This window comes from Lactobacillus sp. M0390 (assembly GCF_016102085.1).
Taxonomy (GTDB): Bacteria; Bacillota; Bacilli; order Lactobacillales; family Lactobacillaceae; genus Lactobacillus; species Lactobacillus apis.
Window position 1 is genome coordinate 1 of record NZ_JACFPH010000002.1, and the last position, 19066, is coordinate 19066.

Sequence of the window (19066 nt, forward strand, 5' to 3'; positions counted from 1 at the left end):
TGCTAAAGCTTGGGCTACTTCCTCACCAGTTGTTGCGGCAGTAATCTTGTCCTTAGCAGCAGCACCTGCTGCTTCAGCGTTTGCTATCTGGGTAGCTTTGTCAGTAGTTGTTAATGCTGAATCCTGATTAATTTTATCCTTAGTGGCTGCTACTGCGTCATCAATTTCACCTTTAGCATCGCTCTTTATTTCATCTAGTCCAAGTATTACATGAGCCGCTGCTACTGCTTTTTCACCATCATTGAAAGCCTTTTCTAGTTCATCACCAGTTGTAGCTAAATCAATGTTATTCTTAGCGTCTTCTCCAGCCGCTGCTGCATTTGCCTTTTGCTCTGTCTTTCTTGAATCACTTAAATTACTATCACTGTCAATAATAGTCTGAGTGTCTTTAACCGTCTGATCTATGCTTCCCTTAGCTTTCAGTTTTGCATCTGCCAAGTTAACTGACGTGTGAGCTGCTTCAATATTCTTTACGCCTTTGTTATATGCATCAATTACTTTATCAGCAGTATCTACTGCTTTTTGATCAATTGCCGCCTTAGCATTTTCTCCAGCATCTTCTGCCGCTTTACTTTGCTTAGCTCTCAGTGTGCTATTTAACGTAGTATCTTTAGCAATATCATCTTTGACGCTTGAAACTGCTTGATCAAGCAAATCTTTATAGCTTTGTTTGAAGTCTTTAAGTGATCCTTCAACATATGCACCCTCAATGTAAGTTGCTGACTCTTTGTTGTTCACAGCGTCATCAACTATCTTGTTTATTGCGCTGACAGTAGTCGCATTATTAATTGCAGCAATTGCTGCTGTTGCACGATTGTCTGCCTCTGCATTTTGCTCTTTCTTTTTGGCTTCACTTAGAAATTGATCATTAGCAATTAGTATATTTTTAACTCTCGCTAATGCATTATTGATAGCTGTAATTGCATTACCTCTTAGAGTAGACAAATCTGTGTATTTGTAAACCAAAGTATACTTTTGCTCTGCTGGTAAGTCCTTTTGACTTGGCATTTCAAAGGTTGATCCTACTGATACTGGAACCCCGTTTAAAGTAACCGTTGCAAGCGCTTGGTTTGGTATCTCAGGTCCTTCTGGAATTGTGATTGTGTCTCCAGTTCTACCCTTAATTACTACTGGGTTTGCTGGAGTTAAGGCAGCACTATTTTCATCAAGATAAGTTGGAACAATTTCTTGTTCGTCACCCTCAACATACAGTACGACTGTTGGATTAGTTTCTGAAACTAACGTTGTTGCTGGTTGGTTAGCTGCATCAGTCTTGTAGTGGTAACCTACTGGCACATTAGTTTCTGTATAGTACTTGTTTGTCCAGTCAATCGTATTACCGTAGTTTGCGGTAGCTAAGCCGTTATCTGCTTCTGTTCCCTCTACATTCTTTGGTACTAAAGCCTTCTCCGGATGATTTACATCTACATATTTATAGGTTACGTTTTGTTTAGCACCGTAAACATAAACCTTGTAAGTGTATGAACCAGTGTCCATTGGGATATAAGCTAAGTTTGCCTGACCATCAGCGTCACCTTTATCAGCTAAACCTGCACCACCGCTTTGCTTATCGGTCTTAGCACCAGCATAAATTTGCTTGCCTAGGGCCCACATGTAACCAGCTGGAATATGATCAACAATATCTTGACTAACTAATGGAATTTGTTTACCAATATAAGCATCTTCATATGGCGTATCCTTGCTGCCAAATGGTAATTCGTAATCTTGCCCTACTTGCTTACCTGATTGATCAATATATTGAATCTTAACCTTACCCGGTGTAATTGCATCTGTTTGTAGTTCACGGGTGGTTGTAGTCATGATTTTTGGATCAATCACACTACCAGGCGTTGCTGCAACTGACACTTTTTTATTTGTGACTGTCATGTTGGTAAACTTACCAGAATATTGACCGGCTGGCATACTAGTGGATGTATTCAAACCATCCCAAGTTCTAATACTTGAGTTATTAATCCTAAAAGTACCAGCTCCACTAACAATCCCCTGTCTAGTAGCACCAGCTGTGGTTTCCGTACCAATCGCCAAATGTAATTGTTTTGGTGAAATGAAAGTCAAAGTGGATTTGCCGAGAAGATTAATAATTGGCGTAGTAGCAATATTTTGGTTAATGTCCATCTCAGTTCCGGCATTGAAGACCATCGATTGGGTTCCCCTCAACCGAATTGCACCTCTAGTAGCTTTTGGTATATCTAATTTGAAGTTTTGACCAAAAACATATTGTGCCGCGGCATCAGATGTATTACCAGCAAAGAAACTTTGGAAACCATCTTGCATCCAATAAACATCATCTCCGACTTTGATTCCATTAACATAACCAGTTATAGCCGGGTAATTAGCTGGCTTGCCTTCAAGCGTTGCAGCCCGATTGGACGACCGATCACCCATTACGAATAGGTTACCTTCACCTACTGAACCTTTAGCAGCCTTAGATTTAAAACTGAATTCTCCATTAGTAGATGCACTAGTTGGATCTGCTGGATCCACTGGAACAGGCGGATTATCTGGATCATCGCCAGGATCGTCTGTTATTGCACCAGGAGTTCTTTCCATGATTACTGAACTGTCGTTAGCAATATATACGGATGCTCCTTGATAAATCTCATTAGCAATCGTAAATCTGTTTGTACCTGAAAATGTTATTTTCGAGCCTCTTGCAACAAAACCACGAATTGCATTATAGTTAGCTCCTAAAGTCTTAGATGCACTGAGAGTAATATTATCAACATTAATAGCTAAATGATTACCACCAGTAGCTCCACCCATATAGAGAAGAGCTTTATTTGTCCCATCTGTTCCAGTAAATCCTTGCTTATAATTAGTATTAATCAACGTAAAGTAGGTAATAGGCGAGGTTGCAGTTGATGCATAACGGAAAAACTTATTACCTAAGTCAACTGTATGTCCGTTACCATTAATTACAACACTTGAACCGGCAGTACGAGCATCAAGAACCACACTAGCATCGTAAGTAATATCACTAGTAATGTTTATGTAAGTAACAGCTGCGTTATTCCAAGCTGCAGCTAATTGTGCAAGCGTTGCAACATCAACAGAGCTTGACTTGTCTGGATTAGTTACTTGGGTTGGCACAGGAACATTTACAGAAGTTTCGGTCTTACCACTTGCTTGACCTAGAAGATCATTAAAAGCGGGACGCCCTTCATCTTTATCGCCAGCAACAGATGCTTCACTTGTATCAGTTGCTGGTTCATCTTCTCTGGTAGCCACACCAGCTAATTTAGCTGATTCGGTATTTGCGACTGAATCAGAAGCAACTAGCGAAGTGGTTTTTTCACTAGTATTTTTAGCTGATGAACTAACAGAATTAGTATTTGCGTCATCTGCTGTCTTAAAGAATGAACTAAGTCCATTGAAAGTTGATACAGTTACTTTTTTAGCAACTGGCTTTTGAGCCTTGTTCACTTTAGGTGCTTTTTCAGCCTTTGCCTTAAGTGGCTTGGTTATAGAATTACTGTTTGCAGTAACAGTTTTGCTTTGATAGCTAGCTTCAATAGCAGCAACGGCATTATCTAAAGTTTCTTTAACACCTACTAAATCAGTAGCTTCACTAGACTTAGTTTTGGCAGCACTAACCAAGCTATCAACAGTTGCGATTTGTGCAGCTTTGTCATCTGCGGATAGCTTCTGATCACTATTAATTTTTGCTTTTACACTATTAGCTTTGTTATCTAAAGTAGTAATCGCATTCTGCTTAGCAGCAGATAATGATTGCTCATCGACTTCCTTCTGAGCATCCTTGTCTGGCGTTTTCGCATCACTTTGGGCTTCAACTTCAGCAGCCTTAACAGGAGTTGATGCCACATTATTCATGTAGACTCCACCCAATACGAATGATAAGAGTGAGTAACTGACTAACCAGCCCTTCTTACCCTTATGCATTCTATAATTGGTATTTTTGACTTCTTCAGTTGGATTGGATTTATTGAATTTTTTCATTGATGTCCTCTCAAACGTTACATTATTAATTTACTTTATACTCTATGTATACAGGATAAATCGTAACATTTTTATTTATAAATATAAAGATGTTTTTATATTATTTTTATATTCAAACATAAAAATGCTAATATAACGCCAAATCTAGCAAGCATAATTACATATTTTTCATGATGTGCTTGCCTTTTTTATGATAATTTCAGACATAAACGGCTATTTATCAGCTTTTTATGCTGTTATCCGCAAATGATAGATAAAAATAAATAACACTAATTATAATTTATTTTTTATATGTTTATTTATTGATTAAATATATATATTAATAAAATGTTTTTTAAATATAACTAGTGATGATATTTTTTGTTTTTGATAAATATATATGATTTACACTTATAAATTCATTTTTGTTACCAAACACTAATAAATATAGTTTTTGTCTAATACAAAACATAAAATAACGTTAATTAAGCAAAAAAAAGAAGCTCTTATCTTAAATTAGATAAGAGCTTCTTTGCTTTAACTAAATAGCTACTGTGTTCTAAATAACTAGTTTAGCTTTATTCAAATGCAGTTTGCTTAATAAATTGCTTGTTACCGATTGAGTAGTATGCCTTGCCGTTAATAGCGACAATTGCACCGTAGGTTTGAACAGTCTCACCTGCAGTTTTGGCAATCTTACCAATTCGATTACCGTATTGGCTGTATACGTAAGCTTTGGTTGTTAATACACGAGCTTTACCAGTTACGTTACTACTGTCAACATACTCATCTTTGTCAATTTGGATGAACTGACGACCATTAATAGTCTTAGTCTCACCCGTTGTGATTTCAGAATCAACTTTTATGACCAACTTATTAATCCGTTGACCTTCACCGTTATAAATGTATGCATCGTGACCTAAAACAGCATTAGCTGTTACTCCTGCTGCAGGTACATTATTTGCTTCCAGTTTTACTAGACCGAAGTTTGCTGCCTTCACATAGCGGTTATTGTCAATGATGAAGTAGGATTTGCCGCGAATTATTACTGGATCGCCGTAAGTACCAATCTTACTGTTCTTTCTCAGTACTGCGCTCCCAATTCGTTTGCCATCCTTCTTATATACAAATGCATTCTTATTTAATGTACGTTTTTTAACTCTAAAGTTATTTACTGCGACAAACAAACCGTTCTTGAGTTCATAAAATTCACGATTACCAATCGTCCGAATGCCGTAGGTTGTCAGGATTGAACCCTTCTTAGCTATTAACAAGTTAGCACGTTTACCTTCCTTATTGTAGAAGTAGGCATTATGTGCCAGCTTTCTGTCAGCAGCCTTAGTCAGATCAACTCCAGCAGTTTCTGCAGATGTTCCTGTACCAGTTTCGGAACCGTTTGAGCCTGAGCCATTTGAGCCTGAGCCGTTTGATTCAGAACCGTTTGAACCTGAACCATTTGACTCTGAGCCATTGGAGCCGGAACCATTTGATCCTGAATCATTTGAATCAGAACCGTTGGAGCCGGAACCATTTGATCCTGAACCGTTAGATCCTGAGCCGTTCGAGTCAGAACCATTGGAGTCAGAACCATTGGAGTCTGAACCGTTCGAGCCTGAGCCGTTCGAGCCGGAACCGTTGGAGTCTGAGCCGTTGGAGCCTGAACCGTTTGATCCTGAGCCGTTTGATCCTGAGCCATTGGAGCCGGAGCCATTTGAGCCGGAGCCATTTGAGTCTGAACCGTTCGAACCTGAACCATTGGAGCCGGAGCCGTTTGAACCTGAACCGTTTGATCCTGAACCATTGGAGCCGGAGCCATTTGAATCGGAACCGTTGGAGCCGGAGCCATTGGAGTCAGATCCGTTAGATCCTGAGCCGTTGGAGCCGGAGCCATTTGACTCTGAGCCATTTGAACCTGAACCGTTCGAACCTGAGCCATTGGAGTCAGAACCATTGGAGTCAGAACCGTTGCTGCCTGAACCGTTGCTGCCGGAGCCATTGGAGTCAGATCCGTTAGATCCTGAACCATTTGAGCCGGAGCCATTTGAGCCTGAACCGTTGCTGCCTGAACCGTTGGAGCCGGAGCTATTGGAGCCGGAACCATTTGAGTCTGAGCCGTTTGAGTCTGAACCGTTGCTGCCGGAGCCATTTGAATCAGAGCCGTTGGAGCCGGAACCGTTGGAGCCGGAACCGTTGGAACTGGAGCCGTTGGAGCCTGAACCATTTGAGTCTGAGCCGTTGGAGCCGGAACCGTTGGAGTCTGAACCGTTGGAGTCTGAGCCGTTCGAGCCGGAACCGTTGCTGCCGGAGCCATTTGAGCCTGAACCATTTGAGTCTGAGCCGTTCGAGCCGGAACCGTTGCTGCCGGAGCCATTTGAGCCTGAACCGTTTGAACCTGAATCATTTGAGCCGGAGCCATTTGAGTCTGATCCATTTGAGTCTGAACTATTTGAGTCAGAACCGTTGGAGCCGGAGCCGTTAGATCCTGAACCATTTGAGCCGGAATCATTTGAATCAGAGCCGTTGGAGCCGGAGCCGTTAGATCCTGAACCATTTGAGCCGGAATCATTTGAACCTGAACCGTTGCTGCCGGAGCCATTTGAGCCTGAACCATTTGAGTCTGAGCCGTTGGAGCCGGAACCGTTGCTGCCGGAGCCATTTGAGCCGGAACCGTTGGAGTCTGAACCGTTGCTGCCTGAATCATTTGAGCCGGAGCCATTTGACTCTGAACCGTTTGAGTCTGAGCCGTTAGATCCTGAACCGTTGGAGTCTGAGCCGTTGGAGCTGGAGCCATTTGAGCCTGAACCGTTGGAGCCGGAGCCATTTGACTCTGAGCCGTTGGAGCCTGAACCGTTTGAGTCTGAGCCATTTGACTCTGAGTCATTTGAGCCTGAACCGTTTGAACCGGAACCGTTTGAGCCTGTGCCATTTGAGTCAGAACCATTCGAGCCTGAGCCATTTGAGCCTGAACCATTTGAGTCCGAACCGTTGGAGTCCGAACCATTTGAACCTGAACCGTTTGAGTCTGAGCCATTTGAATCTGAATCGTTGGAACCGGAACCATTTGACTCTGAACCGTTGGAGTCTGAGCCGTTTGAGCCTGAACCATTTGACCCGGAGCCATTTGACCCGGAGCCATTTGAACCTGAACCATTTGAGTCTGAACCGTTCGAGCCGGAACCGTTTGAGCCTGAACCATTTGAGTCTGAGCCGTTCGAGCCGGAGCCGTTTGATTCTGAACCATTTGAGCCGGAGCCATTTGACTCTGAACCATTTGAGCCTGAGCCATTCGAGCCTGAGCCATTAGATTCTGAGCCATTCGAACCTGAGCCATTTGAGCCGGAACCGTTTGAACCTGAGCCATTTGAGTCAGAGCCATTTGAGTCTGAACTGTTTGAGCCTGAGCCATTTGAGTCTGAGCCGTTAGATTCTGAACCGTTTGAACCTGAGCCATTTGAGTCAGAACCGTTGGAGTCTGAACCGTTGGAGTCTGAGCCATTTGAGTCTGAACCGTTGGAGTCTGAGCCGTTGGAGCCGGAACCATTGGAGTCTGAGCCATTGGAGCCGGAACCGTTTGAGCCGGAACCATTGGAGTCAGAACCGTTAGATCCTGAGCCATTTGAGTCTGAACCGTTGGAGCCTGAACCATTTGAACCTGAGCCGTTTGAGCCGGAACCATTTGAGCCTGAGCTATTTGAACCTGAACCATTGGAGCCTGAACCGTTGGAGCCTGTGCCATTTGAGTCAGAACCGTTGGATTCTGAGCCATTTGAGTCTGAACCGTTTGATTCTGAGCCATTTGAGCCTGAACCGTTGGATTCTGATCCGTTAGATCCTGAACCGTTGGATTCTGATCCGTTGGAGTCAGAGCCATTTGAACCGGAACCGTTGGAGCCGGAACCATTTGAGCCTGATCCGTTAGATCCTGAACCGTTTGAGTCGGAGCCGTTTGAGCCGGAGCCATTTGATTCAGAACCGTTTGAACCGGAACCGTTCGAGTCGGAGCCATTTGAGCCGGAGCCATTTGAGTCAGAACCGTTTGAACCGGAACCGTTCGAGTCGGAGCCATTCGAGCCTGAGCCATTGGAGTCTGAACCGTTGGAGCCTGAACCATTGGAGTCAGAACCGTTTGATTCTGAACCATTTGAGCCGGAACCATTTGATTCTGAGCCATTGGAGCCTGAGCCATTGGAGTCAGAACCGTTTGAGCCTGAGCCGTTGGAGCCTGAACCATTGGAGTCAGAACCGTTTGAGCCTGAGCCATTTGAGTCTGAACCGTTGGAGCCTGATCCATTAGATTCTGAGCCATTCGAACCGGAGCCATTTGACTCTGAACCGTTCGAGCCGGAACCATTTGATTCTGAACCGTTTGAGCCGGAGCCGTTTGATTCTGATCCGTTAGATCCTGAACCATTTGAGCCTGAGCCGTTTGATTCGGAGTCATTTGAGCCTGAGCCGTTGGAGCCGGAACCATTTGAACCGGAGCCATTTGAGTCTGAACCGTTGGAACCTATGCCATTTGAGCCTGAGCCATTTGACTCTGAACCGTTTGAACCTGAACCATTGGAGTCGGAGCCGTTGGAGCCGGAACCGTTTGAACCTGAACCATTGGAGCCTGAGCCGTTTGATTCGGAGCCATTTGAGTCAGAACCATTTGATTCTGAGCCGTTCGAGCCGGAGCCATTTGATTCAGAACCGTTTGATTCTGAGCCATTTGATTCAGAACCATTTGAGCTTGAGCCATTTGAGCCGGAGCCATTTGAGCTTGAGCCATTTGAGTCTGAACCGTTTGAACCTGAGCCATTTGATTCTGAGCCGTTCGAGTCTGAACCATTTGAGTCAGAACCATTTGATTCTGAACCATTTGATTCTGAGCCATTTGAGCCGGAGCCATTTGATTCTGAGCCATTTGAGCCTGAACCATTTGAGTCAGAACCATTTGAGTCAGAACCATTTGAGCCTGAACCATTTGATTCTGAGCCGTTCGAGCCTGAACCATTTGAGTCAGAGTCGTTTGAGCCTGAGCCATTTGAGTCAGAACCATTTGAGTCTGAGCCGTTCGAGCCGGAACCGTTTGATTCTGAGCCATTTGATTCAGAACCATTTGAGCTTGAGCCATTTGAGTCAGAACCATTTGAGTCAGAACCGTTTGATCCGGAGCCATTTGATTCAGAACCATTTGAGCCTGAACCATTTGAACCTGAGCCATTTGAGTTAGAGCCATTTGAGCCTGAACCATTTGAGTCAGAACCATTTGAGCTTGAGCCATTTGAGTCAGAACCATTTGAGTTTGAGCCATTTGAACCTGAACCGTTTGATTCTGAGCCATTTGAGCCGGAGCCATTTGAGTCAGAACCGTTTGAGCCTGAACCGTTCGATTCGGAGCCATTTGAGTCAGAACCGTTTGAACCTGACCCATTTGAGTCAGAACCATTTGAGTCAGAACCATTTGAGTCAGAACCATTTGATTCTGAGCCGTTTGAGTCAGAACCATTTGAGCCTGAACCGTTCGATTCGGAGCCATTTGAGTCAGAACCATTTGAGTCAGAACCGTTCGAGCCTGATCCATTTGATTCTGAGCCATTTGAGTCAGAACCATTTGAGCCTGATCCATTTGAGTCAGAACCGTTTGAGTCAGAACCGTTTGAACCTGAACCATTTGAGTCAGATCCATTTGAGTCTGAGCCGTTGGAGTCAGAACCATTTGAGCTTGAGCCATTTGAGTCAGAACCGTTTGAGTCTGAGCCATTTGAGCCTGAGCCATTTGAGTCAGAACCGTTTGAGCCTGATCCATTTGAGTCAGAACCGTTTGAACCTGAACCATTTGAGTCAGAACCATTTGAGTCAGAACCATTTGAGCTTGAGCCATTTGATTCAGAACCATTTGAGCTTGAGCCATTTGAACCTGAACCGTTTGATTCTGAGCCATTTGAGTCAGAACCGTTTGAGCCTGAACCGTTCGATTCGGAGCCATTTGAGTCAGAACCATTTGAGTCAGAACCATTTGAGTCAGAACCATTTGAGCTTGAGCCATTTGAGCCTGAACCGTTCGATTCGGAGCCATTTGAGTCAGAACCGTTTGAACCTGAGCCATTTGAGTCAGAACCATTTGAGTCAGAACCGTTCGAGCCTGATCCATTTGATTCTGAGCCATTTGAGTCAGAACCGTTTGATTCTGAGCCGTTTGAGCCGGAACCATTTGAGTCTGAGCCGTTTGAGCCGGAACCATTTGATTCTGAACCGTTCGATTCTGAGCCATTTGAGTCTGAACCGTTTGAACCTGAGCCATTGGAGCCTGAGCCGTTTGAGTCTGAACCGTTTGAGCCGGAGCCATTCGAGTCTGAGCCGTTTGAGCCTGAACCATTTGAACCTGAGCCATTGGAGTCTGAACCGTTGCTGTCGGAACCATTGGAGTCAGAACCGTTTGAACCTGAGCCATTTGAGCCGGAACCATTGGAGTCTGAGCCGTTTGATTCTGAACCGTTTGAGCCGGAGCCGTTGGAGCCTGAGCCATTTGAATCAGAACCGTTTGATTCGGAGCCGTTGGAGCCGGAGCCATTTGAGCCGGAACCATTGGAGTCAGAACCATTGGAGTCTGAGCCATTTGAGCCGGAGCCGTTTGATTCTGAACCGTTTGAGCCGGAGCCATTGGAGTCTGAGCCGTTCGAGCCTGAACCATTTGAACCTGAGCCATTTGAGTCTGAACCGTTGCTGTCGGAACCATTTGAACCTGAGCCGTTTGATTCTGAGCCGTTTGAGCCGGAGCCATTGGAGTCGGAGCCGTTTGATTCTGAACCGTTCGAGCCGGAGCCATTTGACTCTGAGCCGTTCGAGCCGGAACCATTTGAGCCGGAGCTATTTGACTCTGAACCGTTTGAGTCTGAGCCGTTTGAACCGGAGCCATTCGAGTCAGAACCATTGGAGCCGGAACCATTGGATTCAGAGCCGTTGGAGTCTGAGCCATTTGAACCGGAACCGTTGGAGCCGGAGCCGTTTGAACCGGAACTATTTGAGTCTGAACCATTTGAGCCGGAGCCATTTGAGCCGGAGCCATTTGAATCAGAGCTGTTTGAGCCGGAGCCATTTGAGTCTGAGCCGTTTGAACCTGAACCATTTGACTCTGAACCGTTGGAGCTTGAACCATTTGATTCTGAGCCATTGGAATCAGAACCATTAGAGCCGGAACCGTTTGAGCCGGAGCCATTTGACTCTGAACCGTTTGAACCGGAACCGTTAGATCCTGAGCCATTGGAGTCTGAGCCGTTTGAGCCGGAACCATTTGAGTCTGAACCGTTGGAGCCGGAGCCGTTTGAGCCGGAACCATTTGAGCCGGAACCATTGGAGTCAGAACCGTTTGAGCCGGAGCCATTTGAGCCGGAGCCGTTTGAGTCGGAGCCATTGGAGTCTGAGCCATTTGAGCCGGAGCCATTTGACTCAGATCCGTTAGAGCCGGAGCCATTGGACTCGGATCCGTTCGAGCCGGAACCGTTCGAGCCGGAGCCATTTGAGCCGGAACCATTGGAGTCGGAACCGTTTGAGCCTGAACCATTTGAACCGGAGCCGTTCGATTCGGAGCCATTTGATCCTGAGCCATTGGAGCCGGAGCCATTTGAGTCTGAACCATTGGAGCCGGAGCCATTTGAGTCTGAACCATTCGAACCTGAACCATTGGAGTCTGAACCATTTGAACCGGAGCCATTTGAGTCAGAACCGTTTGATTCTGAGCCATTTGAACCAGAACCGTTCGAGCCTGAGCCATTTGAGTCGGAACCGTTTGAGCCTGAGCCATTTGAGTCAGAACCATTTGAGCCTGAGCCGTTTGAGTCTGAGCCGTTTGAGTCTGAGCCGTTAGATCCTGAACCGTTTGATTCTGAGCCGTTTGAGCCTGAACCATTGGAGTCTGAGCCGTTAGATCCTGAACCGTTGGAGTCAGAACCATTTGAGCCTGAGCCATTTGAACCGGAACCGTTGGATCCTGAGCCATTGGAGTCTGAACCGTTTGAACCGGAACCATTTGACTCTGAACCATTGGAGTCAGAGCCGTTGGAGCCTGAACTATTTGAGTCTGAACCGTTCGAGCCGGAGCCATTTGAATCAGAGCTGTTGGAGCCGGAACCATTCGAACCTGAGCCATTTGACTCTGAGCCATTTGAGCCTGTGCCGTTCGAGTCTGAACCGTTGGAGCCTGTGCCATTTGAGTCTGAACCGTTGGAGTCAGAGCCGTTGGAGCCTGAACCATTGGAGTCTGAGCCATTTGAGCCTGAACCATTGGAGTCTGAGCCATTTGAGCCGGAACTGTTGCTGTCGGAACCATTTGAGCCTGTGCCATTTGAGTCTGAGCCGTTAGATTCTGAACCATTTGAGCCTGTGCCATTTGATTCTGAGCCGTTTGATCCGGAACCATTGGAGCCGGAGCCATTTGAGTCTGAGCCGTTTGAACCTGAACCATTTGAGTCAGAGCCATTTGAGTCAGAACCGTTGCTGCCGGAACCGTTGGAGTCTGAGCCGTTGGAGCCTGTGCCATTTGATTCTGAGCCGTTGGAGTCTGAGCCATTGGAGCCGGAGCCGTTTGAGCCTGTGCCATTTGAGCCGGAACCATTTGACTCTGAGCCGTTGGAGCCGGAACCATTTGAGCCTGTGCCATTTGAACCTGAACCGTTAGATCCTGAGCCATTTGATTCTGAGCCGTTGGAGCCTGAACCATTGGAGTCTGAACCGTTTGATTCGGAGCCGTTAGATCCTGAACCGTTTGATTCGGAGCCGTTTGATTCGGAGCCGTTGGAGCCTGAACCATTGGAGTCTGAACCGTTTGATCCTGAACCATTTGATTCTGAGCCATTGGAGTCTGAACCGTTTGATCCTGAACCATTTGAATCAGAACCATTTGAATCAGAACCGTTTGATTCTGAGCCGTTGGAGTCTGAACCGTTTGATCCTGAACCATTTGAGTCAGAACCGTTGGAGCCTGAGCCATTTGAGTCTGAACCGTTGGAGCCTGAGCCATTTGATTCTGAGCCATTTGAGCCTGAGCCATTTGAGTCAGAACCGTTGGAGCCTGAGCCATTTGAGCCTGAACCATTGGAGTCTGAACCATTGGAGCCGGAGCCGTTAGAGCCAGAACCATTTGAATCAGAGTTATTTGAGCCTGAGCCATTTGAGCCGGAACCATTTGACTCTGAGCCGTTTGAACCTGAGCCATTTGAGTCAGAACCGTTGGAGTCTGAGCCATTTGATTCAGAACCATTCGAACCTGAGCCATTTGAGTCTGAACCATTTGAGCCTGAGCCATTTGAACCGGAACCGTTTGAGTCAGAACCGTTTGAGCCTGAGCCATTTGACTCTGATCCGTTTGATCCTGAGCCATTTGACTCGGAGCCATTTGAGTCTGAGCCATTCGATTCTGAACCATTTGAGCCTGATCCATTTGATTCTGAGCCATTTGAGTCAGAACCATTTGAGCTTGAGCCATTTGAGCCTGAGCCATTTGATTCAGAACCGTTTGAACCTGAACCATTTGAACCTGAACCATTTGAGTCTGAGCCATTCGATTCTGAGCCGTTAGATCCTGAGCCGTTAGATCCTGAGCCATTTGAGTCTGAACCATTTGATTCAGAACCGTTGGAGCCTGAGCCATTTGAATCAGAACCGTTTGATTCTGAACCGTTAGATCCTGAGCCATTTGACTCTGAACCATTGGAGCCTGAACCATTTGAACCTGAGCCGTTTGATTCTGAACCGTTGGAGTCTGAGCCGTTGGAGCCGGAACCATTGGAGTCTGAACCGTTTGATTCTGAACCATTGGAGCCGGAGCCGTTAGATCCGGAACCATTGGAGTCAGATCCATTTGAACCTGAGCCATTTGAGTCGGAGCTGTTAGATCCTGAGCCATTTGAGTCTGAGCCATTTGAACCTGAACCGTTGGAGTCTGAGCCGTTAGATCCTGAGCCATTTGAGCCGGAACCATTTGATTCTGAGCCATTGGAGTCTGAACCGTTGGAGCCTGAGCCGTTGGAGCCGGAACCATTTGAGTCAGAACCGTTGGAGCCTGAGCCATTTGATTCTGAACCGTTGGAGCCTGAACCATTGGAGTCAGAACCGTTTGATTCTGAACCATTTGAGCCTGAGCCATTTGATTCTGAACCGTTGGAGCCTGAGCCATTTGAGTCTGAACCGTTTGATTCTGAGCCATTTGAGCCTGATCCGTCGGATTCTGATCCGTTAGATCCTGAACCGTTGGAGTCTGATCCGTTGGAGTCAGAGCCATTTGATTCGGAGCCGTTTGAGCCGGAACCATTTGAGCCTGATCCGTTAGATACTGAACCGTTTGATTCTGAGACGTTTGAGCCGGAGCCATTTGATTCAGAACCGTTGGAGTCGGAGCCGTTGGAGCCGGAACCATTGGAGTCAGATCCATTTGAACCTGAGCCATTTGAGTCGGAGCTGTTAGATCCTGAGCCATTTGAGTCAGATCCATTTGAACCTGAACCGTTGGAGTCTGAGCCGTTAGATCCTGAGCCATTTGAGTCTGAACCATTTGAGCCGGAGCCGTTTCCTCCAGGTTTATATTCCGATTTAACTGTATTTATCCAATCTTCAAGAAGCTTAACTACTTCATCAGCATTCTTAGCATTGCCAATTTCTTCAGTACCCTGTTGAACATCCCTATCAATTGCTGCCTTTTGCGCTGCTTTTTCATCAGCAGATAAAGTAGGATCGGTGTCAATCGTGTTTTTAATAGGCTGTATCAATTTGAACTTATCAGATAGCTCTGCCTTAGCGTTGGCTTTTCTCTTGTCTAATGTGAATTCTGGTGCATATGTTTGGACATCATTTACACCTTTTTCTAACGCTGTAGATAATTTATCCGCATTGGTTGCAGCGTCTATTGCATTTTTAGCACTTGCAGCTGTCGGTCCACTTAGTTTTTCCCATAAATCTGCCTTTTCTGTTGAAGTTAAGTTTTTATCAGCGTCTATTACTTCCTTAATCTCAGCAAGTGCTTGATCTATTCTTGCCTTAGCATTTTTCTTTTGGGTTTCAAGCGGTAACCCTGTTTGGTCAACAATATACTGGAATTCACTTTTGGCGTCACTGACAGTTTGATCACATTGATCGAGCGTTTTTGCAGTTTTTAATTTATCAATATATTTAGTGTATATATTATCAATAGCTCTTATATATGAAGTTTTCTCATCTTGCGTAATAGTATCATTCTTATTAACTTCGATTTTAGCTTTTTCTCGCGCCTCAGTAATACCATCTTGATACTTACCAATAATATTATCAAGATTGGTATACCAATATGTAATTACCGGATTGCTCAAACCTATATTAATAGACTTTACGTCAGAACCACTAGCATTAGTATCCGTAACTCTGGAAAAGATGTATTTTGGTATGTCCGGTGCATCTGGTATAGTAACCGTGTCTCCCACTCTTCCAGTAATTTTAACTGGATTTGAAGGGAAGAGAGAATACATAGTAACTGTATCTCTATATCCTATATTTATATTTTTTTCATCACCCTCTACATATATTGTAACAATTGGATTGTCCACACCAACGGTAGTGGTTTTGGGTTGAATATTCTCCCCACTTTTTTCAACATAGTAGTGGTAACCTGATGGAATATATGATTTAAATCTGTCGCTTGTCCAATTTATAACATTTCCTGTGTTAGCTGACGTACTTTTTTTATCGTACCACAAAGTTTTGGATGTCGGTACGATTGGACCTCGATCCTTATGATTAATGTCCACATACTGGAATTTAACTGTTTGTGGCGTGCCCCAAACATATATGGTGTAAATCCGATCCGGCTTTATTGCACTCGTTGCTGTTCTTCCTGGAACATATACATATTTTGCTTGGCCATTAGCATCGGTCAGCATTAAATCAGGATCTATTACTGCTCCAGGAAATAAGTCTCCACTGGTAGCTCTAGCCAGAAAGTATCCAGCTGGCATTTCATCTACAGCATATTTCGTATCCAAAAGGCGAAATCTCTGTCCAACAAAATTATCTTTATCCGTTAATGGCATGTTAACAGTTTTTATTACTGTTCCACTTTGACCAACATATTGAACAACAGCAGATCCAACCTTAGGGATATCATTGTTACTAAGCCTCATCTCTCTATATTTTAAAGGGAAAAGCGAAGAATCAACCGTTTTGTTTCCTGCGGAATCAAATGTACTAGTCTTTTTCCAAATTTTGAATGTGTCAAAACCATTGACAGTTTTATCAGGTGTTGTACTTACATTATTACTAGTCCAAAAATCAAGAGGTTGTGTCACACCATTTATATTAAATGAGCCGATATGATTTTCAGGATCTCGGTAAGTCGAAATCATCGCTACTGACGGTGTAATGGGTTCTCCATCTTCGTCACAATAGGATATATCCAACGCACGAGGACTATTAATTGTTAATTTAGGACAAGAAATATAGGCTTCATCGTAGTCGTAGTTTCCAACTCCAGATGAAGATGCAGTAGAGACTAAATCAAATATAGGACTTAATTCAGAATTTGATTTTATTGTTAAAGACGCACCCTTACTAAAAGTAACACTTGGGGCAAGACTACCTGGAAACGTATTAACTAGTCTAATGGAAGGCATTATCTCTGGAGTTAAAATATCATGATTTAAAGTGAATCTCTCACCAAAAAAATACTCAGAACCCAATATGTCCGAGTCAATAAAAGCTCCCCAACCATGTTGATTCCAAGAAACATCATTACCAGCTTTTAAAGCACTAACCCCTCTAAAAACTGATTTATTTGATGCTTCATCAGAATCTTCGTAAATTGTTAATGAAGCTCCATTGCCTATGGAAACAGAAGAACTACTAGTTACGTCGGTATTAATTAGTGTACTTTGTTTTGTATTAGTTGTTTTTATTGTTACATCAGCATTATCAGCAAATTCTACAGATGAAAATCCATACTGATTGGTAAAACCCTCTCTGACCTCAAAGTAATTAGTTCCAGAAAACTTAACTGAAGCCTTGCCAACTCTTGTAATGTAACAAAGTTCTTCATTACTCGAATTAGCTTTATCACTACTTTTTGCCGTAACATTATCAAAATAGATTGAGGCTTTCGGAGCATCATGATCTGACCAATCACTACCTTTAAAGTCAATAAGATTGCTTTCGCTATCACTTGATGCCGTCTTAGTTAGCAAAGCATTTGTTAAAGCAAATTGGACTGGAAGGGTAGTAGGAGTGAACTTAAAAGCTGCATTTCCCAAATCAATCCGATGCCCGTTACCATTTATTACTACACTACCTCTTCCAGACCTTTTACCGAGTTCTAATTTGCTCTGCTCATTAGAGATGTCAGTGACAATATTAATATATGATACCTTGTTATCAGCCCAGGCTGTCGCAAATTCTTCAAATGTCGATACAGTTGCAACTTTAGTCTTAAAATTATCTGGATTTGTAATTTGAAGAGGGAGCGAAACATGATTTGACGGATTTTTAATATCTTTTTTATTCTGCTCAGTTATTGTTGCAGCAGTATTAATGTAGTTAGAATGCTCTGCTGTGTCAGAAGTAAGCAATATACTTTTGTCATCGTCTTTTTGACTTACTGTGCCTGCCCTTGGAGTTACGACAGCCTGTGAAGCATCTGGATTAGTGTTTTTTTGGTATACAGTATCATTTGCTTCAGTTTCATTATTGATTATGCCAGTCTCAGCAGAGTTAGAAGATATTCCTGCTTTCTCTGTTTCTTCTACTTGAGCACCTGCAGTAATACTATCTTGAGCTTTAGGAGATTCAGTAGCTGCTTTCGCTTTTTCTGATGGCGCAACGGCTGGTGTTTCAGCTTTTTTAAAGAATGAATTCAATCCTTCATATGTTGAAACACTCACCTTTTTAGTGATTGGCTTTTTATTTTTATTAACAAGTGGTGCCTTCTCAATCGGCGCCTTTTTTGCATTCTGTTTATTCTTTTTTACTGTTGTATTAGCAGCACTAGCATGATAGCAAGAATTAATGTCATCAATTGCCTGAGTTAAAGTTGCGTTAATGTCAACTAAACTACTGGCTTCTTCTACTTCAGCTTTTGCCTGTTCCAACACCGCATCAACTTGTTTGAGTTGATTGGACTTATCACTACTTGAAAGTCCAGTATCAGAATTAATTTTGCTTTTTACGGTGGTTGCAGCAGTGTCTAGGTCAACAGAAGAATTCTGTTTGGCATTGTCTATGGATTTAGAGTCCACAGACTGCTGCAAGTCTTGATTGATCCCCTTCTTTTGCTCCGTCTTAGAGTCAATCTCAGCGGCTTTAACTGGAACACCAGCATGACTATCTAGGTAAATTCCACCTAACATAAAAGTTACTAAAGAATAACTAACTAGCCAGCTCTTTTTACTTTTATGTAATTTATAATTTGTGTTTTTAGTCTCTTCGACTAACTTTAAGTTCTTTTTCAAATTATACTCTCCTATTCATTCATTTACTATATAATGAGAAAGTCTATCACATAAATTAAATTACATAAAGCTGTTTTTTGATTTTTTGAGGACAAATCCTATTTTGAATTTTATCGATATAATCGCTGATATAAAAGCAATTATATCGATATATACAATTGGATTCCAAAATCGAAAAAGCCGTTTTAAAGTTATGATGTTTATATTTTATTTTTACTTTTTATATAATATAAAATTATATAAATAAAGTAACTTTTGTTACTTTATTTAAAAATCGCATCAAATTTTAAAAAATAACACATGTAATAATAACTGAATAAAATAACTCATATATTTTGTGCTACATTAGATGCATTTACTGTTTGGAGAATTAAAATAATTAATCTTGCCTTTTCTCGGCATTTTCACATCTTTAAACTAGTTAAAGAATTTTTCTTCTCACTCTTTTAGAGGTGTTATTTAAATCTCGTAAAATCGTCTTCATTATTCATTTTCAACCTGCTTATAATATTGTTGTTGATGAAGGGCTACGTATAGTTTTTTAGAATTATCGGTAAACAAAAAAAGCTCTTATTTATTAAAAAAGAGCTTTTTGTCTAATAAGTTTCCTGTTATATATTTTTATTTGTATTGCGGTTATCTTTTTTACTCAGTCCAATGGAAAT

At 43.2% G+C, this 19066-nt stretch carries 2 protein-coding genes; both read right to left on the reverse strand.

The genetic code is table 11. The features are described 5' to 3' along the window. The coding region (locus H3R25_RS04170) for a DUF1542 domain-containing protein (protein WP_198194397.1) at window positions 1-3978 on the reverse strand (3978 nt) is incomplete at its 3' end. Window positions 3979-4535: 557 nt separating this feature from the next. Then, a complete protein-coding gene (locus H3R25_RS04175) occupies window positions 4536-18401 on the reverse strand; it encodes an SLAP domain-containing protein (RefSeq protein WP_198194398.1) in 13866 nt (4621 codons plus the stop codon). Window positions 18402-19066 lie beyond the last annotated feature (665 nt).